This window comes from Mesorhizobium sp. M1C.F.Ca.ET.210.01.1.1 (assembly GCF_004791585.1).
GTDB lineage: Bacteria > Pseudomonadota > Alphaproteobacteria > Rhizobiales > Rhizobiaceae > Mesorhizobium.
In genome coordinates this window covers 35911-62072 of the sequence record NZ_SRUU01000010.1, presented here as the reverse complement: position 1 = coordinate 62072, position 26162 = coordinate 35911, and the positions used below count along the sequence as shown (strand labels likewise).

General features: G+C 64.6%; 25 protein-coding genes. 8 read left to right on the top strand and 17 right to left on the bottom strand.

Annotation, left to right across the window (positions count from 1 at the left end; translation table 11 throughout):
• Positions 1–38: 38 nt before the first annotated feature.
• Positions 39–1352, bottom strand: a complete 1314-nt coding sequence (gene hmgA, locus EN853_RS13490; RefSeq protein WP_127860261.1) for a homogentisate 1,2-dioxygenase — start codon at positions 1350–1352, stop codon at positions 39–41.
• Between the two features lie 132 nt (positions 1353–1484).
• Between hmgA and EN853_RS13485 the strand changes: the two genes are divergently transcribed.
• A complete protein-coding gene (locus EN853_RS13485) occupies positions 1485–1928 on the top strand; it encodes a MarR family transcriptional regulator (protein WP_127860260.1) in 444 nt (147 codons plus the stop codon).
• Between the two features lie 31 nt (positions 1929–1959).
• On the opposite strand, the gene EN853_RS13480 is transcribed toward EN853_RS13485, so the two are convergent.
• The 3 genes from EN853_RS13480 to EN853_RS13465 all read right to left on the bottom strand — a co-directional run bounded on the left by EN853_RS13480 (position 1960) and on the right by EN853_RS13465 (position 4887).
• Positions 1960–2292 (bottom strand): hypothetical protein, encoded by a 333-nt coding sequence (locus EN853_RS13480; protein ID WP_167524461.1) that lies wholly within the window; start codon positions 2290–2292, stop codon positions 1960–1962.
• Between the two features lie 320 nt (positions 2293–2612).
• Positions 2613–3647, bottom strand: coding sequence for an L-threonine 3-dehydrogenase (gene tdh / locus EN853_RS13470; protein WP_127860257.1), 1035 nt, complete (start codon positions 3645–3647; stop codon positions 2613–2615).
• A 52-nt stretch (positions 3648–3699) separates the two neighbouring features.
• A complete protein-coding gene (locus EN853_RS13465; RefSeq protein WP_127860256.1) occupies positions 3700–4887 on the bottom strand; it encodes a glycine C-acetyltransferase in 1188 nt (395 codons plus the stop codon).
• Between the two features lie 288 nt (positions 4888–5175).
• Here EN853_RS13465 and EN853_RS13460 point away from each other — a divergent pair, with 288 nt between their 5' ends.
• On the top strand, positions 5176–7245 hold the full coding sequence (locus tag EN853_RS13460) for an EAL domain-containing protein (RefSeq protein WP_127860255.1): 2070 nt from the start codon (positions 5176–5178) through the stop codon (positions 7243–7245).
• Between the two features lie 151 nt (positions 7246–7396).
• Here EN853_RS13460 and EN853_RS13450 read toward each other — a convergent pair whose 3' ends face one another.
• Positions 7397–7825 (bottom strand): MarR family transcriptional regulator, encoded by a 429-nt coding sequence (locus EN853_RS13450; RefSeq protein ID WP_127860254.1) that lies wholly within the window; start codon positions 7823–7825, stop codon positions 7397–7399.
• A 249-nt stretch (positions 7826–8074) separates the two neighbouring features.
• Here EN853_RS13450 and EN853_RS13445 point away from each other — a divergent pair, with 249 nt between their 5' ends.
• Entirely contained in the window at positions 8075–8482 is a 408-nt protein-coding gene (locus EN853_RS13445) for a hypothetical protein (RefSeq protein WP_127860253.1), read from the top strand.
• Positions 8483–8853: 371 nt separating this feature from the next.
• Here EN853_RS13445 and EN853_RS13440 read toward each other — a convergent pair whose 3' ends face one another.
• Positions 8854–10899: an NADH:flavin oxidoreductase gene (locus EN853_RS13440; RefSeq protein ID WP_127860252.1), complete on the bottom strand. Its 2046-nt coding sequence runs from the start codon at positions 10897–10899 to the stop codon at positions 8854–8856.
• Positions 10900–11111: 212 nt separating this feature from the next.
• Here EN853_RS13440 and queF point away from each other — a divergent pair, with 212 nt between their 5' ends.
• Positions 11112–11573, top strand: coding sequence for a preQ(1) synthase (queF, locus tag EN853_RS13435; RefSeq protein WP_127860251.1), 462 nt, complete (start codon positions 11112–11114; stop codon positions 11571–11573).
• A gap of 11 nt (positions 11574–11584) precedes the next feature.
• Here the strand turns inward: queF and EN853_RS13430 are convergent, their stop codons facing one another.
• The 4 genes from EN853_RS13430 to EN853_RS13415 all read right to left on the bottom strand — a co-directional run bounded on the left by EN853_RS13430 (position 11585) and on the right by EN853_RS13415 (position 15986).
• Positions 11585–12166, bottom strand: coding sequence for a hypothetical protein (locus EN853_RS13430; protein WP_127860250.1), 582 nt, complete (start codon positions 12164–12166; stop codon positions 11585–11587).
• Positions 12167–12170: 4 nt separating this feature from the next.
• Positions 12171–12644 (bottom strand): DUF3828 domain-containing protein, encoded by a 474-nt coding sequence (locus EN853_RS13425; RefSeq protein WP_127860249.1) that lies wholly within the window; start codon positions 12642–12644, stop codon positions 12171–12173.
• Between the two features lie 98 nt (positions 12645–12742).
• The gene (locus tag EN853_RS13420; RefSeq protein WP_127860248.1) at positions 12743–14392 is read right to left on the bottom strand and encodes an ABC transporter substrate-binding protein; all 1650 of its coding nucleotides are present in this window, start codon (positions 14390–14392) and stop codon (positions 12743–12745) included.
• 43 nt (positions 14393–14435) lie between these two features.
• Complete coding sequence (locus tag EN853_RS13415; protein ID WP_127860247.1) at positions 14436–15986, bottom strand: trimethylamine methyltransferase family protein; 1551 nt, start codon at positions 15984–15986, stop codon at positions 14436–14438.
• A 90-nt stretch (positions 15987–16076) separates the two neighbouring features.
• On the opposite strand from EN853_RS13415, the gene EN853_RS13410 reads away from it, so the two are divergent.
• Both EN853_RS13410 and mutL read left to right on the top strand, forming a co-directional pair.
• On the top strand, positions 16077–16979 hold the full coding sequence (locus EN853_RS13410) for a LysR substrate-binding domain-containing protein (protein WP_127860246.1): 903 nt from the start codon (positions 16077–16079) through the stop codon (positions 16977–16979).
• 45 nt (positions 16980–17024) lie between these two features.
• Complete coding sequence (gene mutL, locus EN853_RS13405; RefSeq protein ID WP_127860245.1) at positions 17025–18905, top strand: DNA mismatch repair endonuclease MutL; 1881 nt, start codon at positions 17025–17027, stop codon at positions 18903–18905.
• A gap of 39 nt (positions 18906–18944) precedes the next feature.
• Here the strand turns inward: mutL and EN853_RS13400 are convergent, their stop codons facing one another.
• Positions 18945–19703, bottom strand: coding sequence for a hypothetical protein (locus EN853_RS13400; protein ID WP_127860244.1), 759 nt, complete (start codon positions 19701–19703; stop codon positions 18945–18947).
• 120 nt (positions 19704–19823) lie between these two features.
• Complete coding sequence (locus tag EN853_RS13395) at positions 19824–20717, bottom strand: EamA family transporter (protein ID WP_127860243.1); 894 nt, start codon at positions 20715–20717, stop codon at positions 19824–19826.
• Between the two features lie 90 nt (positions 20718–20807).
• Here EN853_RS13395 and EN853_RS13390 point away from each other — a divergent pair, with 90 nt between their 5' ends.
• Positions 20808–21734, top strand: a complete 927-nt coding sequence (locus EN853_RS13390) for a LysR substrate-binding domain-containing protein (protein WP_127860242.1) — start codon at positions 20808–20810, stop codon at positions 21732–21734.
• Between the two features lie 15 nt (positions 21735–21749).
• Here EN853_RS13390 and EN853_RS13385 read toward each other — a convergent pair whose 3' ends face one another.
• Complete coding sequence (locus tag EN853_RS13385; RefSeq protein ID WP_127860241.1) at positions 21750–22343, bottom strand: hypothetical protein; 594 nt, start codon at positions 22341–22343, stop codon at positions 21750–21752.
• 113 nt (positions 22344–22456) lie between these two features.
• Between EN853_RS13385 and EN853_RS13380 the strand changes: the two genes are divergently transcribed.
• Positions 22457–22690 carry a DUF2093 domain-containing protein gene (locus tag EN853_RS13380; RefSeq protein WP_127860240.1) on the top strand — a complete coding sequence of 78 codons (234 nt, stop codon included), beginning with the start codon at positions 22457–22459 and terminating at the stop codon, positions 22688–22690.
• A 7-nt stretch (positions 22691–22697) separates the two neighbouring features.
• Here the strand turns inward: EN853_RS13380 and lpxK are convergent, their stop codons facing one another.
• The 4 genes from lpxK to EN853_RS13360 form a co-directional block, all read right to left on the bottom strand.
• Positions 22698–23726 (bottom strand): tetraacyldisaccharide 4'-kinase, encoded by a 1029-nt coding sequence (gene lpxK, locus EN853_RS13375; protein ID WP_127860396.1) that lies wholly within the window; start codon positions 23724–23726, stop codon positions 22698–22700.
• 74 nt (positions 23727–23800) lie between these two features.
• Positions 23801–25117, bottom strand: coding sequence for a lipid IV(A) 3-deoxy-D-manno-octulosonic acid transferase (gene waaA, locus EN853_RS13370; protein ID WP_127860239.1), 1317 nt, complete (start codon positions 25115–25117; stop codon positions 23801–23803).
• Positions 25114–25890 carry a lysophospholipid acyltransferase family protein gene (locus EN853_RS13365; protein WP_127860238.1) on the bottom strand — a complete coding sequence of 259 codons (777 nt, stop codon included), beginning with the start codon at positions 25888–25890 and terminating at the stop codon, positions 25114–25116. Before EN853_RS13365 ends, waaA begins: the two co-directional genes overlap by 4 nt.
• A 5-nt stretch (positions 25891–25895) precedes the next feature.
• Positions 25896–26141: a DUF4170 domain-containing protein gene (locus tag EN853_RS13360; RefSeq protein WP_127860237.1), complete on the bottom strand. Its 246-nt coding sequence runs from the start codon at positions 26139–26141 to the stop codon at positions 25896–25898.
• Positions 26142–26162: the final 21 nt, after the last annotated feature.

Sequence of the window (26162 nt, the reverse complement as noted above, 5' to 3'; positions counted from 1 at the left end):
GCCGCCCATTCAAGTTTTCCTGACACTGATACCGCGGGTCAGGACCAGTCGCCCTCGGGCGTGCCATTGAAACGCTTCTTCAGGTCGGCCCAGCAGTCGATGTAGTTGTCCTGCAAGGTGTCGAGCTCGGCGGCGTAGCGCGTCAGCATCTGGGGAAAGCGCGTCTCGAACATGAAGGCCATAGTGTTGTCGAGCTTGACCGGCTTAAGGTCCGCACGCGTCGCCTTTTCGAAGCCGGAGGCATCCGGCCCATGTGCCAGCATCTGGTTGTGCAGGCTGATGCCGCCCGGGACGAACCCTTCCTCCTTGGCGTCGTACTGGCCATGAATCAGGCCCATGAACTCGCTCATGATGTTGCGATGATACCATGGCGGGCGGAAGGTGTTTTCCGCCACCAGCCAGCGCGGCGGGAAGATGACGAAGTCGACGTTCGCGGTGCCCTCCTCGCCGCTCGGCGCCGTCAGTACCGTGAAAATCGACGGATCGGGGTGGTCGAACAGGATGGCGCCGACCGGCGAAAATGTCGCCAGATCATATTTATAGGGCGCGTAGTTGCCGTGCCAGGCGACGACGTCGAGCGGCGAATGGCCAAGTTCGGTGACATGGAAAGTGCCGCACCATTTGACGATCAGCCGGCAGGGCGTTTCCTTCTCCTCGAACCAGGCGCAGGGCGTCTTGAAGTCGCGCGGATTGGCCAGGCAGTTGGCGCCGATCGGGCCGCGATCGGGCATGGTGAACTTGGCGCCATAGTTCTCGCAGACATAGCCGCGTGCCTCCTTGTCGACCAGCTCGACCTTGAAAACGAGGCCACGCGGCAGCACGGCGATCTCGCCGGGCCTCAGCTCGATCACGCCCATCTCGGTGACGAAGCGCAGCGCGCCAATCTGAGGCACTATCATGAGCTCGCCATCGGCATTGAAGAAATGGTCGTCGGTCATCGAACGGTTGGCGACATAGACATGCGCCGCCATGCCCGATTGTCCGATCGCGTCGCCGGCCGTGGTCATGGTGCGCATGCCGGAAATAAAGTCGGTCGGTTCGGTCGGCATCGGCACCGGGTTCCAGCGGTACTGGCCGAGCGCCAGCTCATGGTCACCGATGTCGGGCCCGGTCTTCCACAAGGGATAGTTGCCCCCCTTGAAGCGGCCGGTGTGCCTGACGCTCGGACGGATGCGGTAGAGCCAGGAGCGCTCGTTGGTGCCGCGCGGCGCGGTGAAGGGCGAGCCCGACAGTTGCTCGGCATAGAGGCCGTAGGCGGGCCTCTGCGGCGAGTTGCGCCCCTGCGGCAGCGAACCGGGCAGCGTCTCGGTCTCAAAATCGTTGCCGAAGCCCGGCATGTAGGAAAAGGTCATCCGATCCTCCCTGATCGCGGCTTCCAGGCCTCTTGAAGCGTGGCTTGCCGGCAATGTTGACCAAACTGGTTTCATTTGTAACCATCGAAAATGTAACTATCAACGGCGAACGCTGTTCCAAAGGTGGACCTGATGGAACCGGAACTCTTCGAACTGGAGAGCTTCCTGCCCTACCGTCTCTATCGGCTGGCAGACACCGTCAGCCGCGAATTCTCACGCATCTACAAGGAGCGCCACGGCCTGACGCGGCCGGAATGGCGCACGCTCTCGGGCCTAGGCCAGCACGGCACGATGACGGCGACAGAACTCGGCGAGCAGTCGGCCATGCACAAGACCAAGGTCTCGCGCGCGGTCGCCGAGTTGGAGCGGCGGCGCTGGCTGACGCGCACGCCAGATGAAAACGACCGCCGCGTCGAGCACCTGACGCTGACCAGAGCGGGGCTTGCCGCCTATCGCGAGATGGTGCCGCTGGCGAAGGCGTTTGAAAGGGAACTGCTGGCGAGGCTGAGTGCGAAGGAGCGCGGGGCGATTGTTGATGGGGTGGCGGCGCTGGAGGCAAAACTCAACCAGGGTTGAAGTCCTCCCATGGGTTTCATCGTCGCGGAAATCAGATCGCCATTGCGACAGGCAACGCTCCTAAACCATAGTAGGCGCGCTCGGCTTCAATGAAGCCTCTGACACGGCTTCGAAATGCTCCCGGATCATCGATGAAAGCCAGCAGCGCCTGCGCCTGTGCGGCCGCGTGTCTTTGCACGCTTTCAAACAGCCGCCTTGCCGTTTCAAAGTCACCAGCCAGGCCCGCCGCCACCCCGGCATGGAAGGCTGTCCACTCGCCGTACGCGCCCGGCCGCAATTCATTCACAAGGATTGTCGCTGTCGCCCGCACAGAAGCGAACATCGATCGGTGAACTTGATCGATTTCGATTGCCTTCTTGGCCATTTGATCAATTGCGAGCAGAAACTGTGCCGGGCTCTGGAACGAAACGAACTCTCCAATGCGCTCAGCGCGATCGAAGGTAACTGTTTCCGGTAGCGAGCCCCAAGCCAGTGGACTGCTACGTTCAGGTAAGTGCCTTTGGACCAAGAGCTAGGCTGAAACTCGACTACACTTAGCCAAAAGCCGCGATCGGCGATCCAGACACGCGACCGGCCATTGCGCCGAAATCCGGCTGGTTGCAATGCGATCTTTGCCTGTGAGGCAATGATACGTCCGTGCTCACTATCGGCCATTTTGTTTCCACATTGCGGGCCGCGCTGCCCCTACCAATCCATCACCACCTTGCCCGAACTGCCGCTACGCATCGCATCAAACCCGATCTGATAATCATCGATGCCGATACGATGCGTGATCAGCCCCGAAACGTCGAGCGGCCCCTGCACCAAAGCGATCATCTTGTACCAGGTCTCGAACATCTCGCGACCGTAGATGCCTTTCAGATGCAGCATCTTGAAGATGACCTTGTTCCAGTCGATCTCGAAGCCGGTCGGCGCGATGCCGAGGATGGCAATCTTGCCGCCATTGTTCATGGTGTCGATCATGTCGCGGAAGGCGGGCGCCGCGCCCGACATCTCTAGCCCGACGTCAAAACCCTCGGTCATGCCGAGCTTCGGCATCACGTCGCGCAGCTTCTCCTTCGAGGCGTCGACGACATGCTGGACGCCGAGCTTGCGGGCAAGGTCGAGGCGGACCGGGTTGATGTCGGTGATGACGACTTTGCGCGCGCCGACGCATTGCGCGACCAGCGCGCCCATGATGCCGATCGGGCCGGCGCCGGTCACCAGCACGTCCTCGCCCACCAGATCGAAGGACAATGCCGTGTGAACGGCATTGCCCAGCGGATCGAAGATCGCGGCAATCTCGTCCGGCACGTCGTCGGGGATCGGCACGACATTGTGCTGCGGGATCGCCATGTATTCGCCGAAGGCGCCGGGCCGGTTGACGCCGACGCCGAGCGTGTTGCGGCAGAGATGCCCTCGCCCGGCGCGGCAGTTGCGGCAGTGGCCGCAGACGATGTGACCCTCGCCCGAGACCCGCTGGCCGACCTTGTATTCGGTGACTGCTGCACCGAAATCCGCAACCGTGCCGACGAATTCGTGGCCCGTCACCATCGGCACCGGCACGGTCTTCTGCGCCCATTGGTCCCAATTGTAGATGTGGACGTCGGTGCCGCAGATCGCTGACTTCTTGACCTTGATCAGCACGTCGTTGGGGCCGATCTCCGGCACCGGCACCTCTTCCATCCAGATGCCCGGCTCGGCCTTGGCCTTCACCAGCGCCTTCATCATGTTCGACATTGTCTTGTTCCTCGAATCTCTTGATCCGGAGCAGCTTTTCGGCGCCGGCCGTTCAGGAAATCACGCCCAGTTCCTTGCCGATGGCGCCGAACGCCTCGACCGCGCGGTCGATATCGGCGCTGGAATGGGCGGCCGACATCTGCGTGCGAATGCGCGCCTGGCCCTTCGGCACCACCGGGAAGGAGAAGCCGATGACATAGATGCCCCGCTTCAGCATGCGTTGCGCCATCTCCTGCGCAAGGGCTGCGTCGCCCAGCATCACCGGGATGATCGGGTGATCAGCGCCGGCAAGCGTAAAGCCCAGCTTACCCATTTGAGACCGGAAACGTTCCGCATTGGCATATAAGCGCTCGCGCAGCGCGCCGCCATTGCGGATCAGTTCGAACACTTTCAGCGAGGCGCCGGCGATCGCCGGCATCAGCGTGTTGGAGAAAAGATAAGGGCGCGAGCGCTGGCGCAGCCAGTCGACCACCTGGTTCTTGCCGGACGTGTAGCCGCCGGAAGCGCCGCCCAAGGCCTTGCCGAGCGTGCCGGTGATGATGTCCACCCTGCCCTCGACGCCGCAATGCTCGGCCGAGCCGCGGCCGTTCTTGCCGACGAAGCCGACCGCATGGCTGTCATCGACCATGACCATCGCATCGTATTTCCCGGCGAGGTCGCAGACCCCTTGCAGGTTGGCGATGATGCCGTCCATCGAAAACACGCCGTCGGTGGCGATCAGCCGGAAGCGACAGTCCTTCGCTTCCTTCAGCCGCGCTTCAAGATCGGCCATGTCGTTGTTGGCGTAACGGAAGCGCTTTGCCTTGGAGAGCCTGACGCCGTCGATGATCGAGGCGTGGTTCAGCGCATCCGAGATGACAGCGTCCTCCTCGCCGAGCAGCGTCTCGAACAAGCCGCCATTGGCGTCGAAGCAGGAGCCGTAGAGGATGGTGTCCTCCATCCCGAGAAACGACGAGATCGTCGCCTCCAGTTGCTTGTGCTCCTCCTGCGTGCCGCAGATGAAGCGCACCGAGGCCATGCCGTAGCCGTAGCGGTCGAGCGCTTTTTTGGCCGCCTCGCGCAATTCGGCGTTGTCGGCGAGGCCGAGATAGTTGTTGGCGCAGAAATTCAGCACCTTCTGGCCACCAACCTCGATCTCGGCCGACTGCATCGAGGAGATCACCCGCTCGGACTTATAGAGTCCGGCCGATTTCAGGCCCTCAAGCTCATTGTCGATGTGGGAGAGAAACGCTGCGCTCATGGTCTGGCCCTGTTCGGTTCAAGTCGGACTGTCGCGCCGCGATCAAGAAAAATCCACCGCAAAAACGACCGCTTCGGTGGCGTTGTGAAAGCCTGGCGTCGCGGCGGGAATGACGATGCACTCAAATGCCGACAACGTCCGAAAGGACGCGATAACCATCTTGTCAGCTTTGTCACGCTGCGGAGACGGGCGCTGCACCTGCTTGCCGAGCTGTTAACCCTTTCACGTCAAGGATTTTCCGCCACGAGCACAGGGCAGGAATTCGTCGACCGGAGGGGTCACTCAATTATGTCGCAGCAGCCACTGCAGAGCGTTTCGCGCAAGCTGATTCTGCTCATCAAGACCGGCTACTGGCTGGCGCTTACGATCATTGCTGCCATGGTGATGGCCTCCTTCCTTCTTCTGCAGCAGCTGATGGCGCAGCAGCAGCACAATGACGCGCTGCTCGACGTCGTGTCGACACAGAAGGCGCTGTCGCAACGCATCGTCTTCCTGGCCGGCGCGACGGGCGCCGCTTCACGCGACAAGCAGCCAGCCCTGGTGGCCGCGTTGAAGCAGGCGACTCGGGAATTCGAGACGAATTACGATCTGTTGCTGGACAAGACAGGCGCCGATCCGACGTCGCCTGCACGCCTCGATCCGAAATCGATCGAGAACGTCCTGTTCGGCAAGCCGTTCCACCTCGACTATTTCTCGGTCGGCCTGATCGCCAACGGCAAACGCCTGATCTCCTCATTCGAAACCCGGTTTGCGACGGGCGGAGAAGGCTACAAGGGAGGCGCCGAGCGGGTCGATCTCGACGCCTCGGTCGCCAATGCGACGCTGTCCGGCTATGCGGCGCTCGGCCAGCGCATCAGCGCCTTTGCCAACGAGCGGTCGGGCGAGATGCTCGACCTGCATCGCACGCTGTTCTTCTCCACCATCGGCGTCATTGTGCTGGTGGCGCTGTTCATCTTCCGGCCGATGTCGAAGGCGATCCTGCGCAAGACGCATGAGCTGGTCGACGCCCGCAATTCGATGGCCTTCATCGCCGTGCATGACGGCCTGACCGGGCTGCACAACCGCACCTTCCTCACCGATCATTTCGACACGCTGATCAAGGGGGCGCATCGCCGCCGCGAGCGGCTGGCCGTGATCCAGTTCGACCTCGACCGCTTCAAGCAGATCAACGACACTTTGGGGCACGCAGCCGGCGACTATGTGCTTGTCGTCACCGCCCAGCGCATGCGCGACTCCTGCCGGGCGTCGGATCTCTGCGCCCGGCTTGGCGGCGACGAGTTCGTCATGATCCTGAACGGCGCCGGCACGACGGAAGACATCCATGCGCTGGCCAAGCGCATCCTGGACGAGATCAACGAGCCGATCACCTTCCAGGGCACGACCATCATGCCCGGCGCCAGCGCCGGCATCGCCGTCTACCCCGTCGATGCCGACAATGCGCAGGACCTGCTCGTCCATGCCGATCTTGCGCTCTACTCCGCCAAGAAGATGGGCGGCGGCAGCTTCTCCTTCTTCTCCGAAGAGCTTCGGCGCGAGCTCGACTACCGCAAGCAGCTCGAACAGGACATCCGCGCAGCGATCGCGGAAAAGGCCTTCGAGGTCTATTTCCAGCCGCAGGTATCACTCACCAGCGGCAAGATCAGCGGCATCGAGGCGCTGGTGCGCTGGAAGCATGCCGGTCGCGGCATGATCTCGCCCGGCGAATTCATCCCGGTGGCGGAGAAGTGCGGCTTCATGCCGGATATCGGCCGCATCGTCATCACCAAGGCGATCAACGAAGCCGCCGAATGGGACCGCGCCGGCATCGATTTCGGACGTATCGCCGTCAACGTGTCGGGCACCGAGCTGCGCGAGCCGGATTTCGACAAGTTCCTGTTCTCGACGCTGGAGCGGGCCGGGCTCGCGCCGCAGAAGCTGTCACTGGAAATCGTCGAATCCGTCATCCTCGACGACGAGAAGACGGGCATCGCCGCCAAGCTGAGACATATCCGCGCCGCCGGCGTGCATCTCGAGCTCGATGACTTCGGCACCGGCTATGCGTCGCTCAGCCACGTCAACCCGAACGAGATCGACCGGCTGAAGATCGACCGCCGCTTCGTCCAGAACATCAACGAGAACGGCGACAACACAAAGATCGTGCGCGCCATCACCGAGCTTGCCCGCGGGCTGGGCATCTCGATCGTTGCCGAGGGCGCGGAGACCGAGGCCGAGCTCGACTCGCTGATGGCGATCGGCTGTGACCAGGTGCAGGGCTACTCGATCGCCTTCCCGATGCCGCAAGATAAGGCGCGCGAATGGCTGCTGGCGCGCAGCCCGAAGAAGGCGAAGCTGAAGGTGCTGCAGGGCAGCCTGGCTTAGCGAGATCCGTCGACAAACTTGACAGATCCGCGCCGGCATGGCGGCCTGCCCAAGATCACAATCTGGGCTTGCGAAGCTCACCGCGCTGATTGCGGCGCTTAAGCTGCGCCACTACGCCTTCGGTGCCATCCCGACCTATGATTGAGGCAGCTTAACCCCCGGCGTTCGCCCGAAGCGCCGCAAGCACGACGGCGAACTCGGCCAGCCTCTCATCGGCAATTCCGGTCCGAAGCCGCTTGTCGAAGGCAAGGGCGGCCGTCCGCAACTTCTCGAACAGCGCCTCGCCGGCATCGGTCAGCGCCACCTGATGGACCCTGCGATTTTCCGGGTCGCGGCGGCGCGTCAGCAACCCTTGCGCCTCCATGGCGTTGAGATGATGCGTCAGCGTCGCGCCCTGGATGCCGATCATGCCGGCAAGCTCGCGCTGGTTGGCGAGTTCCTTGGACTTGACCGAGAGCAAGGTCAGCCAGACCGGCAGCGTACCACCGGCTTCCACCAGGGCAGCGTCGAAGGCCTGCGCCACCACTTTGGCGGTGCGGGCGAGATTCATGCCGACGGGCGGGCGATCAAACGGCGTCATGGCCGGACATTAGAGCAATTCCAGGAAAAGTGTGGAACGGTTTCCGTCCGGAATTGCGTGAAAACAAAGAGATAGAGCGGTCCGGCATTCGTGGAGACGGTGAACCGCGTGGGAACAAGCAGGTGAGGGACGAAACCACACACAATGCATTGACATCTAACCATTAGATCTCTAACTTTTGTCCTAATGATGGCGCCACTTGACGGCTTGAGCGGCACACGGCGGCGGGGCGATAGAGAGGAATGCATCATGCAATATGTCTACATCGTCGTCATCGGGCTGCACGTCATGGCCGGCGTCTTCTGGGCCGGCACGACCATCGCGGTCGGTCGTGACCCGGACATCCGCGCCGAACGGTTCTTCCGGCCGCAAATGGGCGCGGCTGTTCTGGTTTTCCTGACCGGCATACTGCTCTGGTATTTCTTCCACCAGGGTGTTTTCAGCTCGATGGAGAAGGTGCTGGCGCTGGGTATCGTCACGGCGCTGATCGCCGCCGGGGTACAGGGCGCGCTGGTCGGCTCCGCGAGCGGGCAGCTTGCCGGCGCCGACGCGGCAAAGGAAAGCCAGTTGCGCGCGAAGATGATCAGAGGCGAGCGCATTGCCGGCGGGCTGCTGGTCATTACCGTGCTGTGCATGGCGACCGCCAGGATGTTCTGACCGTCAAACGGATCGTGCGGCGCCGGCGCAGGCCGGCGACCGTGCGCGGCGCACCGGACCGACGCGGCAGGTGGCTCTCCTTGCAGAGGTCCGGTGCGTTTCTCTAATCCGCCGGCTTCGGCGCGCCAGATCACCTCGACCGAGCCGCCGCGCAGATTTCCCCGGCGCAGCTTGATATAGGCGGGCATGTTCGGCGCGATGCGAAAACCTTCCAGCCTGATGTCCTGAAGCGCTGCCGCCCGGCCAAGCCCCTCATGGCGCAAGTCCCCTACCGCGAGACCTTCAGAGCGGGTTGTGCCAACCCCGGATCGGCGCCCGAAAATTGCAGATGAGGCCGCTCAAGTCCAGTCCGGTCAAAGGGCGGCCGCGGCTCAGATCCTGATCCCGAACCTGATGCCGTCATAGATGGCGGCATGGATGTTGCGCGAAGCGACCGCGTCGCCGATGCGGAACAACACGAAGCCGCCTTCGGGATTGCGCTGCGGAAATATGTCGCCGCCGCTCACCAGCCGCTCGTAATCGACCGCGCCGCCATTCTTCGACAGCGGCTTCAGCGCAAGGTATAGGTCGTCGAGAGGCGCCGTGCCATGTTCGACCACCACCTGGTCGACGCGTCGCTCTGCGCGCCAGCCGTCGGCGAAGTCGGACGCCAGTTCGGCGATGAGCTGGTTACCCTCGCGGCGCACCGAGCGCAGCCGGGTGTTGATGGTGACGATGACGCCTTTCTCGTGGAAGGCGCGCATGTAAGGCACATGGTTCAGGCCGCCCATTTCCGGCGCGAAGAAGCGCTCCGGCGAGACCAGTTCCAGCTTCGCGCCGCTGTTGGCGATCAGCTCCGCCGCGCCCATCCCCTGATGGCCCCCATTGTCGTCATAGAGCAGCACGTTCTCGGCCGGCTTGACGCTGCCCGCCATGATGTCCCAGCTCGAGGTGACGAGGTTGTCGCCGGCCGTCAGCGGCGGGTTCTGCGGCAGGCCGCCTGTCGCGACGATCACCACCTCCGGCGACAGCGCCAGAACATCGTCCTTCTCGGCCCATATGTCGTAGCGCACTTCGACGCCGAGGCGGTCGAGCTCGGCGAGCCGCCAGTCGATGATGCCGATCAGTTCCTTGCGGCGCGGGTTCTGCGTCGCGAGCCGCACCTGGCCGCCTGCCTGGCTGGACGCTTCGAGCACCGTCACCTCGTGGCCGCGTTCGGCAGCGACACGCGCCGCCTCCAGGCCGCCCGCCCCTGCCCCGACGACAACCACGCGCTTCCTCGGCCCATCGCTTTTGGCGATGACATGCGGGATGGTCGCTTCGCGGCCGGTCGCCGCATTGTGGATGCAGAGCGCCTCGCCGCCTTCATAGATGCGGTCTAGGCAGTAGGTTGCGCCGACGCAGGGCCGGATCTCGTGCTCGCGACCTTCCATCACTTTCTTGACGATATGCGGATCGGCGATGTGGGCGCGCGTCATGCCGACCATGTCGAGTTTTCCCGTGGCGATCGCGTGGCGCGCCGTGGCGACATCGGAAATCCGTGCGGCATGGAAGGTCGGGAATTTCGTTGCCGCCCTCACCTCGCCGGCGAAATCGAGATGCGGCGAGGAACGCATGCCGGTCACCGGAATGACCTTGGTCAGCGCCGCGTCGCTCTCGATCGAGCCGCGGATGATGTTGAGGAAGTCGACCTTGCCGGATGAGGCCAGGCGCTTGGCGATCTCAACGCCCTCCTCCTTCGACAGGCCCTGCGAAAAATCCTCATCGGCGACCATGCGGATGCCGACGACGAACTTTTCCCCGACGGCGGCTCGCACGGCGTCCAGCACCAGGTTGGTGAAACGCAGCCGGTTGTCGAGCGAACCGCCGAATTCGTCGTCGCGATGGTTGGTGGCCGGCGACCAGAAGCCGTCCATCAGATGGCCGTAGGATTCGAACTCGATGCCGTCGAGGCCGGCTGCCTGGCAGCGCTGGGCGGCGGAAGCGTAGTCGGCGACGATGCGCTCGATGTCCCAGTCCTCGATGGTCTTCGGGAAGGCGCGATGCGCCGGCTCGCGCACCGGCGAGGCCGAGAGCACCGGCAGCCAGTCGGCCTTGTTCCAGCCGGTGCGGCGGCCGAGATGGGTGATCTGGATCATCACCTTGCAGTCATGCTCATGGCAGGCGTCCGCGAGTTCGGCGAGCCACGGCACGATGCGATCGTCGTAGACGTGCAGGTTGCCGAAGGCGGCCGGGCTGTCGCGCGAGACGATCGCGGAGCCAGCCGTCATGCTCAGCGCCATGCCGCCCTTGGCTTTCTCGACATGGTAGAGCCGGTAGCGCTCCTTCGGCATGCCGTCTTCGGAGTAGGCCGGCTCATGGCTGGTCGACATCACCCGGTTCTTCAGCGTCAGGTGCTTGAGCTGGTAGGGTTGGAGAAGCGGGTCGTTGCTGGTCATCGTCTTCCTGCCGTTTCAGATTGTGCGGGAGCAGCGCGCTCCCGCTTCCATTTCACGCATCGGATTCATCCGAAAACCGCTGCGCCCTTTTCGGTCCGATGCTAATGAGCGGCCCAACGCGCCGCAGGCAAATGGACTGCGGGGCCCGACCGACCTTCGTTTTTGTGTCCGCTGCCAGTGAGCTTCCGGCGGCAGGCACCAAGGAGCCACCCATGACTGACGCCAAAAACCTCACCCAGCTCGGCAAGCACGTCGAGACGCCACAAAGCCCCGAACAGGCGGTGCTGGAGACCGTGCCGTTCCAGCGCGGCGACGGACCGCCGGCGATCGTGCGCTTCACCTGCCCGGAATTCACCTCGCTCTGCCCGGTCACAGGCCAGCCGGATTTCGCCCACATCGTCATCGACTACGCGCCCGACAAGACGCTGGTGGAATCGAAGTCGCTGAAGCTGTTCATGACCTCGTTCCGCAACCATGGCGCATTCCATGAGGAATGCACCGTCATGATCGGCCGCCGCATCGTAGAGGCGACCAAGCCGCTCTGGCTGCGCGTCGGCGGCTATTGGTTCCCGCGCGGCGGCATCCCGATCGACGTCTTCTGGCAGACCGGCGCCCCGCCAGAGGGCGCCTGGCTGCCCGACACCGGCGTGGCGCCCTACCGCGGAAGAGGCTGAGTTAACCGCCATCACTCGCACTGGTATTGGCTGAGCGCCCATTCGCCGGTGACCGACAACAGGTCGGCGATCTTCCAGTCGCCGCCGACCTTCTTCAGCTTCCATTCCAGCCGGTGCTGATGGCCTTCGACGACGAAGGCGACGACCACCTTGGCCTGGTCGCCATTAACGGCTTCGACGGTCCTCAGGCTCCTGTCGACAGCAAGCTTGTCATAGTCAGCATTGTCGAGCGCCATGTTGGGGTCGAGGCACTCGCCCTGCCCCGAGGCGCGCAGCGCGTCGCTCTTGTCGAGCACGCTTTTCGCCGGATCGATGAAATTCTTGCGCTGGGCTGGATCCAATTCCAGCCCGAGATGCTCGTAGAAGGGCTTCACCACTGCCGTCGGCGAGCCAGGCTGGACGGGCGTCGGCGCGGCTTCAGCCGGTGGGCTTTCCGGCTTCGAGGCAGGCGGCGACGCGTCCGCGGGCGCATTGTCGCTGGAAGATGCTTTCGGCGGCGGCGAGCCGAACAACCCCTGCGCCGAGGCGGCGCCGCTCAGCCCCGCGGCCAGCATCGATGCACTTGCCAGCGCGAGGACGAGACGGTGAAGCATGGGGTCACTCCGTCGAGGAGCCGCACCCCAGCGCGCTGAGCGTCCAGTCGCTGGTCTTGGAGGTGATGTCGGCGATCTTCCACTTGCCGTCCACTTTCTTCAGCGACCACACCATTTCGCGTTTGGAGTCGTCGCCTTCCGGGAAAAGATTGAAGCTTGCCGTCACCTCGGCGGTGTCGCCGTTGACGGTCTCGGCCAGCTTCAGCGTCTTCGACACGGTCTTCTGATCGAAATCCTGCGCGTCGAGGCCAGGGTCGAAGTCGATGCAGGATACCTCGTCGGGCTTGTCCTTCTGCGCCTTGTCGTTGAGCTCGAAGAGCTTGGTGACCGGCTCGGTGAAGCGGTCGCGATATTTCGCGTCCGCCTCGAACTTCACTGACGGCACGTAGAAGAACTTCACGGCCTTGGAAGCCGGCCCGGCGAATGCCGCGCCGGGCAAGGCAATCGACAGGGCCGCAGCCAGCACTATCGGTCTCATGCAGGATCTCCGGATGTTCGGCGGCGTGGCGGCAAGATCACCACCACGCTTCCTGCATATCGGCTTTTGCGCGGCTCATGAAGTCCTTGCAGGCCGCCTCAGGCTTCCAGCCAGACGTTCTGGAAGTCCATTTCGTAGGTCTGGTGCATCGTGTAGTTCTTCACTTTCTTGTTCATGTGGCAGTAGAGCTTCTGCCAGAACGGCTGGATGATGACGCCGGAGTCCTGCAAGATCTGCTCGACGTCCTTCATCACCTCCTTGCGCTTGGCGGGATCGGCCAGCGAAAGCGCCTCCTTGAGCTTGGCGTCGAAATCCGGGTTGGAAAAAGCCGTTTCATTCCAGGCCTCGCCGCTGCGGTAGCCCAGCGCCAGCACCTGGACGCCAAGCGGGCGCATGTACCAGATGGTCAAGGAATAGGGGTATTTCGTCCAATCGTTCCAGAAGGTCGAGCCGGGCAGAACCGTGCGCTTGACCTTGATGCCTGCGTCACGCAACTGGCCGGCGATGGCGTCGCCGGTGTTCTTCTGCCACTCATCCTCGACGGTGATGAGCTCGTGCTCGAAGTCGGCCTGTCCCGCCTCGGCCATCAGCTTCTTGGCGCCGGCCGCGTCCCGCGTCTTCTTGGGCAGCGGATAGTATTCCGGGTGAATCGGGCTGACGTGGTGGTTCTCGCCCACCGTGCCGCGGCCGGCGTAGCCGAGCTGCATGACGGCATTGTTGTCGACGGCCATCTGCAGCGCGTTGCGCACCCGTTTGTCATCGTAGGGCTTGTGCGTGATGTTGGTGCGCGCAACCAGCGTGGTCGCCGTCGCGACCTCCGATTTCACGAGATCCATCTTGTCGAGGGGGTCGATGAAGTCGGCCGGCGTTTCGAAATCGAGGTCGACCTCGCCGGAATCGAAGGCATTCAGCGTGGCGTTGAAGTCGGTGCCATAGTCGATGAACTCGACGCTGTCGAGCAGCGCTTCGCCACCCCACCACTTGCCGTTCTCGCGGCGCTTGACGACCGCTTTCTGGCCGACATCGTAGGAGACCAGCTCGAACGCTCCGGTACCGATCGGCTTCTTGATCGGGTCGGCGCCGTCCTTGTCGAAGTCGCGATGCACGACCAGCGCCGGATAGTCCGTGAAGCCCGGTATGATCGCGATATCGGCTTCGTTGAGCTTCAGCTTGACCGTATGGTCATCGACCTTGGTGATAGCGCCATCCCTTGCCTTGCCGGTCTTTGGGTCGACCAGCGCGCCGACGCGTGCCGCCATGGAATTGCCGGAAGCACCCTTCTCGCACCAGCGGTTCAGATTGGCGACCACGTCATCGGCGTTGAAGGCATCGCCATTGTTCCAGGTGACGCCCTTGCGCAGATGCAGCGTGTATTCGGTGGCGTCGTCATTGACGTCCCAGCTCTCGAGCAGGACCGGCTCGAAAGTGAACTGGTGCGTGTAGCGCACGAGCGGTTCCAGCCAGGTGCGGGTGACGTTCGCCATCTCGGTCCAGTCATAGGTGCGCGGATCCTTCTGTGCCTTGACCGACATCGAGACATGCAGCGTTCCGCCCTTCTTCGGCTCCTCGGCCAGGGCTTTCGTCGGCGCGGCGAGGCCGATCATGCCGTAGGCGAAAGCTGTCGATGCGCCGAAGGCGCTTGCCAGCGCCAGGAATTCGCGCCGGTCCATGCGGCCTGCGCGTGTCTCTTGCGCCATCGCTTCGATGGCGGCGGGGACACGATCACCGTTGCTTTTGAAGATTGCCATCTTTTCCTCCCATTGGGTTCCGTCAGGTTATTCACCTGCTCTATCAACTAACGCTGTCCGGCAATTTTTCCTCACGCCGCGCGATCAAATCCTTGAGACCCTCGGCAACACCCTCGTCGAGCTTCGGCTCCTGGTAATCGGCAAGCATGTTGCGCGCCTTCTCCCGACCTCGCGTGTCGTGATCCTTGGCGCCTTCGGCGCTCCATTGCTCGAAGGAGTTGAAGTCCATGATGGTGGGCATGAAGAAGGCGCGCTCGAAATGCTCGAGCGTGTGCTGCGTGCCGAGGAAATGCCCTTGCGGACCGACCTCGCGGATAGCCGCCATCGCTTCCTTGAAATCGTCGAAGGGAACGCCGCCGGCGTATTTGTACCAGCCGACGAGCTGCTCGCAGTCGGTGGCGAATTTCGAGTAGCCGCAGGTGAGGCCTGCCTCGAGCCAGCCGGCGGAGTGCCAGATGTAGTTGGCGCCGGCGAGGATCGCAGCATGCATCAGCATGTTCGCCTCGTAGCCGGCCTGCGCATCGTTGAGCTTGGAGCCGACATGGAAGCCGGAAGTGCGCCAGGGCAGCTTGTATTTTCGCGCCAGCGCGCCCATCAGATACATCATCTGAGCGGCCTCCGGCGTGCCGCCCATCGGGGCGCCGGTCTTCATGTCGACCGTCACCATGAACTGGCCGTAGATCTGCGGCGAGCCGGGACGGATGAGCTGGGTGAAGGCGACGCCCGCAAGCGCCTCGGCGTTGACCTGCGCGACCGCGCCGACGGCGGAGGCGGAGGTCGAGGCGCCGCACAGCGCGAAGGGCGCCAGGATCAGCGGCTGGTTGTGCCGCGCGTAGACCCGCATCGCGTCGAGCATGGTTGCATCCCACACCAGCGGCGAATTGCAATTGGTGATCGCCACCAGCACCGAATTGTCGCGCACGAACTCCTCGCCGAAGACGATACCCGCCATCGCCATCGTGTCCTCGGCGCGTTCCTTCGACGTCACGATGCCCATGAACGGCTTGTCGGAGTGCTTGAGCGCCGAATGGATGATGTGGAGGTGCCGTTTCGGCACCGGGATCTCCATCGGCTCGCAGATGATCGAACTCGACGAATGCAGCGCCGGCGCCATGTAGGCGAGCTTGTGGAAATTGTTGAGGTCGTTGAGCGTGCCGTAGCGCCGTTTGTTGTCGAGGTCGCGCACATAGGGCGCGCCATACATCGGCACGAAGATCGAGTTCTTGCCGCCGACGCGGACGGTGCGCTCGGGGTTGCGCGCATGAAGCGTGAATTCAGGCGGCACCTTCGAGACGAGCTCCATCAGGAGCGCGCGGTCGATGCGGACGCGCGTTTCCCTGACATCGGCGCCTGCCGCCTTCCAGAGCGTGATCGCCTCGTCGTCGCGGAATTCGCAGCCCACTTCCTCGAGGATTTTGAGCGACTCCTCGTGGATCAGTTCCACCCCCTCGTCGGGAACGATCTCATAGGCAGGAATCTGGCGGACGAGCGTCGGAAACGACGCAACCGGCGCGCTTCTCAGCGCCTTGCGGCCAAGACGGCCGCCGCCGCGGCGATGGGTCGGTTCAGTCAGTTCAGCGGCCGGTGCGTTCATGGGGTCTCCTTCTTCCCGCCCGACCAAGTTAGCGACACGAAATATGACTGTGACGCTGGAAAATCCTGATCTCTTGTATAAGCTCTGCTTATGCGAAGCTTGCGCCACCTCCTGCCCTCCGCCGGCAGCCTGATCGTCTTCGAAGCAGCGGGCCGGCTGTCGAGCTTCACCGCCGCCGGGCGCGAGCTCGGCATGACGCAGGCCGCCGTCTCCTATGCGGTGCGCGGGCTGGAGGAACAGCTCGGCGCCAAGCTCTTCCAGCGCCGCCACCGCCAAGTGCTGCTAACGGAGGCCGGCGAGCGCTTCCATGCCGACGTTTCGCTGGGCTTGTCGCATATCCGCAAGTCGGCCGAGGATCTTCGCCTGCAGGCGACCGGCGGCCATGTGACGCTTGCCGCCTCGACCGCCTTCGGTTCCTTCTGGATGATGCCGCGCCTGCAGCAGTTCCGCGACGCGCTCCCGGGCATCGACCTGCGCATCCAGACCGCCGACCGCGACCTCGACATCATCGCCGAGGGCATCCCGCTCGGCGTGCGCGGAGGCGTGCCAGGGCACTGGCCGGACTATCATTCGCTGCCGCTCTCCGACGAGGAGATCTTTCCGGTCGCGGGGCCCAGCTATCTCGCCAAATTCGGCCGGCCGGAGACCGTCGCGGAACTCGCCACGCACCGGCTCATCCATCTCGAGGAACCTTTCCGCGAGGCCGCGAACTGGGACGAATGGTTCGCATCCGCCGGAACCAGCCTGCGCAACGCCGAGCGCGGACTGCGCATCAACGACTATGCCCTGGTCATCCAGGCGGTCATGGAGGGCCAAGGCATCGCGCTCGGCTGGCGGCATCTGGTCGAGCGGCTGGTGACATCGGGCCTGCTGGTGCCGGTGACAGGCCATGTGATGAGGACCGGCATGGCTTTCTACGTCATCTGGCCTAAGAACCGCGAGCTCAGTGACAACGCGCGCAAGGTCAGAGACTGGCTGGTGGCGCAGGCCTGAACTAGCCCCTCCCCCACGCCGTTCGAATCCGCCTATAATCACCGCATGCCCATTCGCCAGCTTTCCGAAACGATGATCAACCAGATCGCCGCCGGCGAGGTCATCGAGCGACCGGCGAGCGTGGTGAAGGAACTGGTGGAGAACGCTCTCGACGCCGGCGCGAGCAAGGTCGAGATCGTCACCGCCGGCGGCGGGCTCTCGCTCATCCGCGTCACCGACGACGGCTCGGGCATTCCTGAGCGAGAGCTGGCGCTGGCGATCGCCCGCCACTGCACCTCGAAGCTCTCCGACGACATTCACGACATCCGCTCGCTGGGGTTCCGCGGCGAGGCGCTGCCCTCTATCGGCTCGGTGGCGCGTCTGTCGATCCGCTCGCGCACGGCAAGCGGCGACGGCGCGGCCGAGATCGGCATCGAGGGCGGACGCGTCTTACCCGTCAAGCCGGCGGCGGCCAATCGCGGCACCACAGTCGAGGTGCGCGACCTTTTCTTCGCGACGCCCGCCAGGCTCAAATTCATGAAGGGCGAGCGCGCCGAAAGCTCTGCTACCGGCGACATGGTGAAGCGGATCGCCATCGCCTTTCCCGCCGTGCGCTTCACGCTTGCCGGCTCCGACCGCTCGACGCTGGAGCTGCCGGCGACCGGCGGCACGCCGGAAGGCCGGCTGGCGCGCGTCGCGCAAGTGATGGGCAAGGATTTCCCCGACAATGCCATTGCCATCGATGCCCAGCGCGACGGCGTGCATCTTGCCGGGCATGTCTCGATCCCCTCCTACACGCGCGCCAATGCCTTGCAGCAATATGCCTATGTCAACGGCCGGCCGGTGCGCGACAAGCTGATTGCCGGCGCGATCCGCGGCGCCTTCGCCGACGTTTTGCCGCGCGACCGGCATGCGGTGACGGTGCTGTTCCTATCGCTCGATCCGGCAACTGTCGACGTCAACGTGCATCCGGCCAAGGCCGATGTACGCTTCCGCGATCCGGGCCTGGTGCGCGGGCTGATCGTCGGCGCCATCCGCGAGGCGCTGGCCGGCGCCGGCATCCGCGCCGCGACCTCGGGCGCGGCGGGCTTGATGGCGGCGTTCCGGCCGGGCGGGGCACCCTTTGCGCACCCCGGGCCGGCCAGCGGCCACCGCAGCTATGAAGCGGCTTACCGTGCCTCCGGCCTCAGCGGCTTCGACCGTGGTTCAGATTTGGCGCGCTCACCGCAACGGCCGCTCGATATGGGTGAAGCGCGGCCGGCGCGAAACGGCTTCGCCGAGAACGAGCAAGCGGCCTTCGACACCAGTCCGCTTGCCAGCGCCGATGCGCGGGCAGGCACCGCCGAGCCGGCCGAGGCGCTGCTCGGCACGGCGCTAGGCGCGGCGCGGGCGCAGGTGCACGAGAACTACATCGTCGCCCAGACCAGGGATTCGCTCGTTATCGTCGACCAGCATGCCGCGCATGAGCGGCTGGTCTACGAGGCGCTGAAGAACGCGCTGCATTCGCGCGCCGTCCCCTCACAGATGCTGCTCTTGCCCGAGATCGTCGACCTGCCGGAAGAAGATGCCGAGCGGCTGGCGATGCATTCTGAGACCCTGGCCAGATTCGGCCTCGGGCTGGAGCGCTTCGGGCCGGGCGCGGTCGCTGTGCGCGAGACGCCGTCGATGCTTGGCGAAACCAATGTGCAGCAGCTGGTGCGCGACCTTGCCGACGAGATCGCCGACAACGACACGGTCGAGACGCTGAAGGAGCGGCTGGACAGAATAGCCGCGACCATGGCCTGCCACGGCTCTGTGCGCTCAGGCCGGCTGCTCAAGGCCGAGGAGATGAACGCGCTGCTGCGCCAGATGGAGGCAACGCCCGGATCCGGCACCTGCAACCATGGCCGCCCGACTTATATCGAGCTCAAGCTCGCCGATATCGAAAGGCTGTTCGGGCGGAGGTGAGCGTCCCCTGGCTCGTTGCGCATCAGCAGGGTTGGCTGATCATTTCTTTAGATGGTATTTTTTTGTCTTCGGGTTGAAGACATAGTCGTTCGCGCCTGCGAATTTGCCACCTCCAAAATTTACTGAAATGATGTCCTTGCCTCCCTCCACCCATTTTTCCACGTTCATATAAATGGGCGTCGTCGACATACCGGCGTTGCAGTCCTCATCGTCGAACCCGATCTCCTGAACGACTTTCTTTTTCTTCTTGTTGATGATTTGCAGTTTGGTCATGCAGATGCCGGCATCGGATGTTGTGTAGATCCCGGCAAACCGGTCGGCGGCGGTCTCGGCCCAGAACGGAATCTCGAGTGTTCCGACGATCTTCCCCTCGCCCGTCTCGTCGAGGCTCGCTACTTTCTTCAGCGTGACGGGAAATTTATCCGCGCCCTTGCTCCAGGTCCCTGTCGCGCCGCTCTCGCTGAGATCGAGAGACAACGGACATCCGGTGGTATCGACGGGAGTCTTCGACCCCATTACCAGAACGCGTTGAAATTCCTTGTCGTCCGCGATCTCGCACAGCGAGACCCTTGAGCCGTCAGCCTTGCCGTAGATCGCGATCGGGCTTTGCTTGGCGTCGTAGAAATAGCTTCCCTCGACAGTGATGCCGCTGCCGAAGTGAGCATATCTCTGCAGCGAGAGATGGACTGGGTTCGGTCCGATCGAACCTTCGTAGTTCTCCACCTGGTACCAGCCCGCGATGGCTCTTTCGCTGAGCAGCAGCAGGCAGAAAACCGCGGCTACGAACCTTCTTTCCATCCAGATCCCCTCCGTCAAGGTGGATCAGGATAGCTTGCCTGATGTCCGCATTACAGGGGTCGTCATCTGACGGAACGCTACTTCTCAATCCGAGTCGGGAAACGGCCGCAACCTTTTGATTTACCGCTTCAAATTCACCACGATGACACCGCCCAGAGCCAGCGCGCCGCCGAGGATGCCGAGCAGCGTCGGCACTTCGCCCAGCCAGAAGAAGCCGATCAGGGCGGAGGTCGGCGAGACGAGGTAGAGGAAGTTCGAGGCGCGGGCGGCCGGCAGGCGCGACAGCGCGGTCGCCCAGGCGGCGTAGGCGATCAGCGAGGGCACGACGCCGAGATAGATGACGGCGCCGAGGCCGGCGGTGTCGGCGATCGCCGCCTGCCGGAAGGCCTCGGGCAGAAAGGGCGACAGGCAGAGCGCGCCGAGCACCATGTTGGAAGCAGCGATCGTCAGGGGATGGTGGCGGGCAAAGAGCGGCTTCTGGACGATGGTGTTGACGGCCGAGCAGAGCGCGGAGCCCAGCACCAGCAGCGCGCCGGCGTTGAAATGCAGGCCATGTCCGTCGGCGACGGCGATGATGCCGATGCCGGCGAAGGAGATCACCGTGCCGAGCCAGGCCAGGCGCGAGAAGCGTTCGCCGAGCAGCGCCATCGCCATGATGGCGGTAAAGATCGGGCTGACATTGATGATGAAGCCGGCAGCGCCCGCAGAGACGGTCAGTTCGCCGAAATTGAGCATGGCGGTGTAGAGGGCGACGAAGATCGCGCCGCCGAAGCCGAAGCGCCACAACTCGTCGACCCTGGGCAGCGCCGGGCGCTTGACCGCGAGGAAAATCGCTGCCGGCACGGCGGCGATGGCAAAGCGCAGCGCGCCCAGTTCCAGCGGCTGGAAGGCGGCGAGGCCGGCGCGTATCGCCGGGAAGGCGGAAGCCCATCCGACCACCGTCAGCGCCACCGCGATGGCGGCGGCGGTGTCCATGCGCTGTGTCTCATTCAACGTGCCGGTGTAAGCGCTCATTGCCGTTTCCTCGTCCTTCAATGCCATGAAGACAGAAAACGCCATTGCCGGCCGATTGACAAACGACCAATTCGAGGGTCAGCTGTGAACATGGATCACAGCTCGAACCAGATGCTGCCGCTGGAAACCTTGCGCGCCTTCGACGCGGCCGCGCGCACCGGCAGTTTTTCCGCCGCGGCCGAGAGGCTCAACCTCACCCATGGCGCGGTCAGCCGGCAGATCGCCAAGCTGGAGGGCTGGCTGGGGCTAAAAGTGTTCGAGCGCAACGCGCGCGGCGTGACGCTGACCAACGAAGGCAACCGGCTGCATCTGAGGACCACAGAGGCCTTCGCGCTGATCTCGGTCAACTCCGACCGCTGGGTCGAGCCGCGCGGCACCGCCGTGGTGCGATTGGCCTCGATCCCTTCGGTGAGCGGGCTGTGGCTGATGCCGCGCATGGCGGCGCTGGAGAACAGTCCGACCAGGCTGCGCATCGTCCTCGACGTCGACAACCGCCAGGCCGACCTCGCCGACGAAGGCATCGACCTTTCGGTGCGCTGCGGGCGCGGGCGCATTCCAGGCCGCGTCTCGGTGCAGCTTTTCGAAGAGCAGATCTTCCCGATCGCGTCGCCGGAACTGGCTAAGGAGATCGGGCAAGGCGACCCTGCCCGGCTGCTCAAGTTCCCGCTGATCAACGATTCCGACGCCTCCGCCTGGCGCGCCTGGTTCGCGGCGCAGGACATCGACTATCGCCCGCGCCCGCAGGACCGGCGTTTCGAAGACTACAATCTGGTGCTCGACGCGGCGGCGCACGGCCTGGGCGTCGCGCTGGCGCGGCCGCCGCTGGTCGAGGACCAGCTCAAGTCGGGCCGCATCGTCGGTGTCGACGAGCGCGTCGCGCTCAATCCCGTGTCCTACTGGCTCGACCGGCCGGTCGGACGGCCCCGCGCGGCCGCCGCCGATCTCGCCCGGCGCATCGCCGAACAGGCAGGGCTGGTGCCGGAAAAGCTGGAAGCGTTTCTGCAGGACGATAGCTAGCCCGGCCAGTTCCGATCAGCGAAGCAGCAACAGCACGACCGTGGTGGTCGCGGCCGAGACGATGGCCGTCACGATGGATATCGTCCACAGCGACGTCTGGCCGGGTTGGGATCGCGGAGCATGGCCCGCCGGGCGGACAGCCGCGCCACGTGCTTGCGGCGCATTGGCGTTGGCAGCAACCAGCATCGCTGAAGCATTGGCGGGCGAGAAGGAAGACGACGGCGTTGGCGAGACTCCGGCCGTATTGCCGGCGGCCGGCTGCGCCTGGGTGGCCGTCCGCGAAGGCTGGTCGGCTTCAGCCGCCTGCCTGCCTGCCGGAGACCTCGTCAAGGCGCCATCGGCGCCGGGACCCGGCTCCATGACGGCCCGATAGGCGTTCTCGACCTCGGCGGAGGACAAGCGCTGGGACGGTTCAGCGGCCGGCCGCGGCAGCGAGCCGTTCAGCGCCTGCGCGGCGACCTGCGCGGAGGGCACGAAGGACGGCGCCGGCGGCTGGACCAGCGCCTTGACCAGCGCCGCGGTCGCCGGACCGGCCTTGGCCGAGGGCACCGGCTGCGGCGTCAGCGCCTCCTTCAACAGCGACGTCATGCTGGCATTGGTGATGTCCATGGCGCTTCCTGACAACCATTGTGCCAATCGGGCATATTACATGAGCATTGCGCCAAGCTTGACCTTGTCCGCGATTTGTGGCGATTGAACCCGATGAACGTAAGCGCCATTTCATGATGAACCGTTTTGAAGGCCCCGGCGGCAAGGAAGCGCGCATCCGCTATCTCGACGGCGACTTCCAGGTGACGAGCCCCGGCGCGTTCGTGCGCTGCGCGGTGACCGGCGAAAGCATCCCGCTGGACGAGCTCAAATATTGGAGCGTCGCCAGGCAGGAGCCTTATGTGAACGCAACGGCATCATTGCGCCGCGAGATTGAGATGCATCCGGAGCTGCGCAGCCGGCGGTAGTCGCGCCTCACATGCGCATCTTGCGCTGCCGCCAGGCATCCAGCGTCTCATTGATGATGCGTTCAGGCACGTGGTCGAGCTCGAAGACCGCGTCGATCTCGAGCACGTCGAGCTGTTCGAGGAAGCCGCCGGGCGCATCGCCATGGCGCAGCCGCGCGGCGTCTTTGGCGGTTGTGACGAGACGCAGCCCCTCGCGCCTGGCAAGCGCGGCAAGATCGGCAAGCTCGTCCGCGGCATAGAAATGATGGTCCGGGAAGGCGCGCGACAGCGCGACCTCGCCGCCGGCGCCGCGCACCGTGTCGAAGAATTTTTCCGGATGGCCGATACCGGCAAAGGCAAGGAAGCGTCCGCCGGCAAAGCGCGCCGGGTTCGCCGGCTCGACATGCGCCAGGAAGATCGGCCGCCCGGCACGCGCCGCCTGGCGAACCACCGTATCGGCGGCGCTCCCCTCGCCCATCTTCAGCAAGGCGCTGGTGAAGACCAGCTGGTCGACGACCTTGGCCCTGAGCGGCCCGCCGGGAATGACGCGGCCATTGCCGATGCCGAAGCGCGCGTCGACCACGATCAGCGCGTAATCGATATGGACGCGCGCCGACTGGAAGCCGTCGTCCATGATCAGAAAGTCGCAGCCATGCTCTTCCATCAGCAGCCTCGCGCCCGCGGCACGGTTCGCCGTCACCGCCACCGGCGCGTGCTTGGCGAGCAGCAGCGGCTCGTCGCCGACATGCTTGGCGGCGTCGTGATGCGCATCGACGACATGCGGCTTGGCGAAGGAGCCGCCATGGCCGCGCGACAGGAAGCCGGGCGTGAGCTGCATGCGCCTTGCCTGTTTCGCCAGCGCGATGGCGACGGGCGTCTTGCCGCTGCCGCCGACGGTGAGATTGCCGACGCAAAGCACGGGCGCCGCCACCTTCTCGCGCGGCGCGCGGCGCATGCGGCGGCCCGCCACCATCCCGTAGGCCGCCGACGCCGGCGACAGCGCCAGCACCCGCCAGTCCGGCTTTTCCCACCAGAAGGGCGGCGCTTCACTGGTCATGGCGCCGGTTCCGCGCAATTCGATCTTGCGCATGATCCTCTCCAAAAACCGGTTCCGATTTCTGGGCTCATGCGCTAGCGCCCGTTGGCGCCTTTCAGGCGCGCCTTGACGACCAGCGGCTGGATGTAGGGCTCGAGCGATTTCAGCGTGCGCTGAAGCGCGCCGCGCATCTCGTCGACGGTCGCGGCCCCCGCCGCCATCATCTCGTGGCGCGCCGCCTCGTTGGTCAGCAGGAAATTGACGGCGCCGGCCAGCATGTCGCGATCGCGCACCAGCTTGGCGCCGCCGCGGTCGAGCAGGCGCTGATAGGCTTCGCGGAAATTCTGCACGTTGCGGCCGGCAAGCACCGCCGTGTCGAGCATCGCCGGCTCCAGCGGGTTCTGGCCGCCTTCGGAGGTCAGCGAGCGGCCGACGAAGGCGATCTCGGTCAGCCTGAGATACAGGCCCATCTCGCCGATCGTGTCGCCGAGCAGGATATCGGTGTCGGGCGTAATGCGATCGCCCCTGCTGCGGCGCGCGACCGTCAGCCCCATGCCGGAAATCTGCGCGGCAAGCGCGTCGGCGCGATCGGGATGGCGCGGCACGACGATGGTCAATAGGCCGTGGTGGCGCCTGTGCAAGGTCGCATGAACTTCCGCGGCAACCACTTCCTCGCCGTCATGGGTCGAGATCGCCGCCCAGGTCGGGCGCTCGCCGATCTGGCGCTGCAGCGTCGCCAGCACCCGCTCGTCGACGGGAGGCGGGTTGGTGTCCACCTTGAGGTTGCCGGAGACGGTGACCGGCCTGGCACCGAGCGCGCGGAAACGCTCGCCGTCGACATCCGACTGGGCAACGACATGGGCAAGATTCTCGAACAGCGCCTCGGCGACGCTGGCGCGCTTCTTCCACGAGCGGAAGGAACGGTCCGACAACCGCCCGTTGACCAGGACCTGCGGCACGTTGCGGGCGCCGAGCTCCAGAATGGTCATCGGCCAGATCTCCGATTCGGCGATGATGGCCAGTTCCGGCCGCCAGTGGTCGAGGAAGCGACTGACCGCGGGCTTGAGGTCGAGCGGCACATATTGGTGGATGATGCGGTTGCCAAGCCGCTCGTCGGCAACCTTCGCCGAAGTCACGGTGCCGGTCGTCAGCACGACATTGACGCCGTAGTCGAGGATGCATTCGACCAGCGGCACGACGGCGATCGTCTCGCCGACGCTCGCGGCGTGGATCCAGATCACCGGACCTTCCGGGCGCGGCCGGCCGGCGACGCCGTAACGCTCGCGGCGGCGAACGCGGTCTTCCTTGCCGCGCGAGGCGCGCCAGGCGACATAGGGTCCGATCAGGGGATAGGCGGCGGCCCCCGCATAGCGGTAGGCCCGCAGGGCCGCGCGCGCCCAGCGCTCGCTCATTTGCCGCCGTCCACGAGGCGATAGGCCTCGGCTGTAGCCGCATTGAGCGAGGCGGTGACCTCCTGGCGCTTGCGCTCCATCTCGGCGTCGTCGGCGTCGGCCGGCACGAAGACCGGCGTTCCGACGACGACCGCGGAGCGGCCGAACGGCAGGTTGACGGTCGTCTTGTCCCAGCTCTTTTCCAGCACCTTGCGACGGCTGGTGGCGATTGCCGAAGGCAGAATCGGCCGGCCGGAAAGCCTGGCCAGGAGCACGATGCCTAGGCCGGCGTCGCGCGGCGTGCCGTGCGGAATGTCGGCGATCATGGCGACATTCTTGCCGGCGACGAGCGCTTTCTTGAGCGCGATCAAGGCCTTGGCGCCGCCTTTGTCGAGATGCCTCGAACTGTCTCGTCCGCCCGAGCCGCGCACCGCCTCGATGCCGAACTTCTCGATCATCAGCGCGTTGAGCTCGGCATCGGCGCTGCGCGAGACCATGGCGACCAGCGGACGGCCCTTGGGATAATAGGCCGGCGTCAGGAGGTGCTGGCCGTGCCAGAGCGCGATGATGCCGGGTTCCAGATGCGCGTGGGCGCCGCCGGCGACCTGGGTCGAGCCTTTGACCAGCGGGCTGGTGATTCGGATGAGGCGAACGAACCAGGCGAACAGGCCGGCGATGAAATTCTTGACGAATCGCGACTGGGCGAGCGGCTCGCGGATGCGGCGCCACAGTGTGCGCGTCCCGCCTCGCCCGGCGGCGCGCCCCGTCGCCCCTTTCACCGCTTCATGCTCCATCGATGTCAACCGGCTGCCTTTGTTTCCGGGTCGAGCAACCGGTGCAGGTGAACGACGAAATAGCGCATATGCGCATTATCGACACTGGCCTGCGCCTTTGCCTTCCAGGCGGCGTGCGCCGTTTGATAGTCGGGGTAGATGCCGACGATGTCGAGCGCGTCCAGGTCGCGGAACTCGGTTCCACCCAGCTTTTTCAGCTCGCCGCCGAACACCAGGTGCAAAAGCTGTTTCTTTCCGTCTTCCGCGGCCATGCCGATCCTTCGCAGATTCAT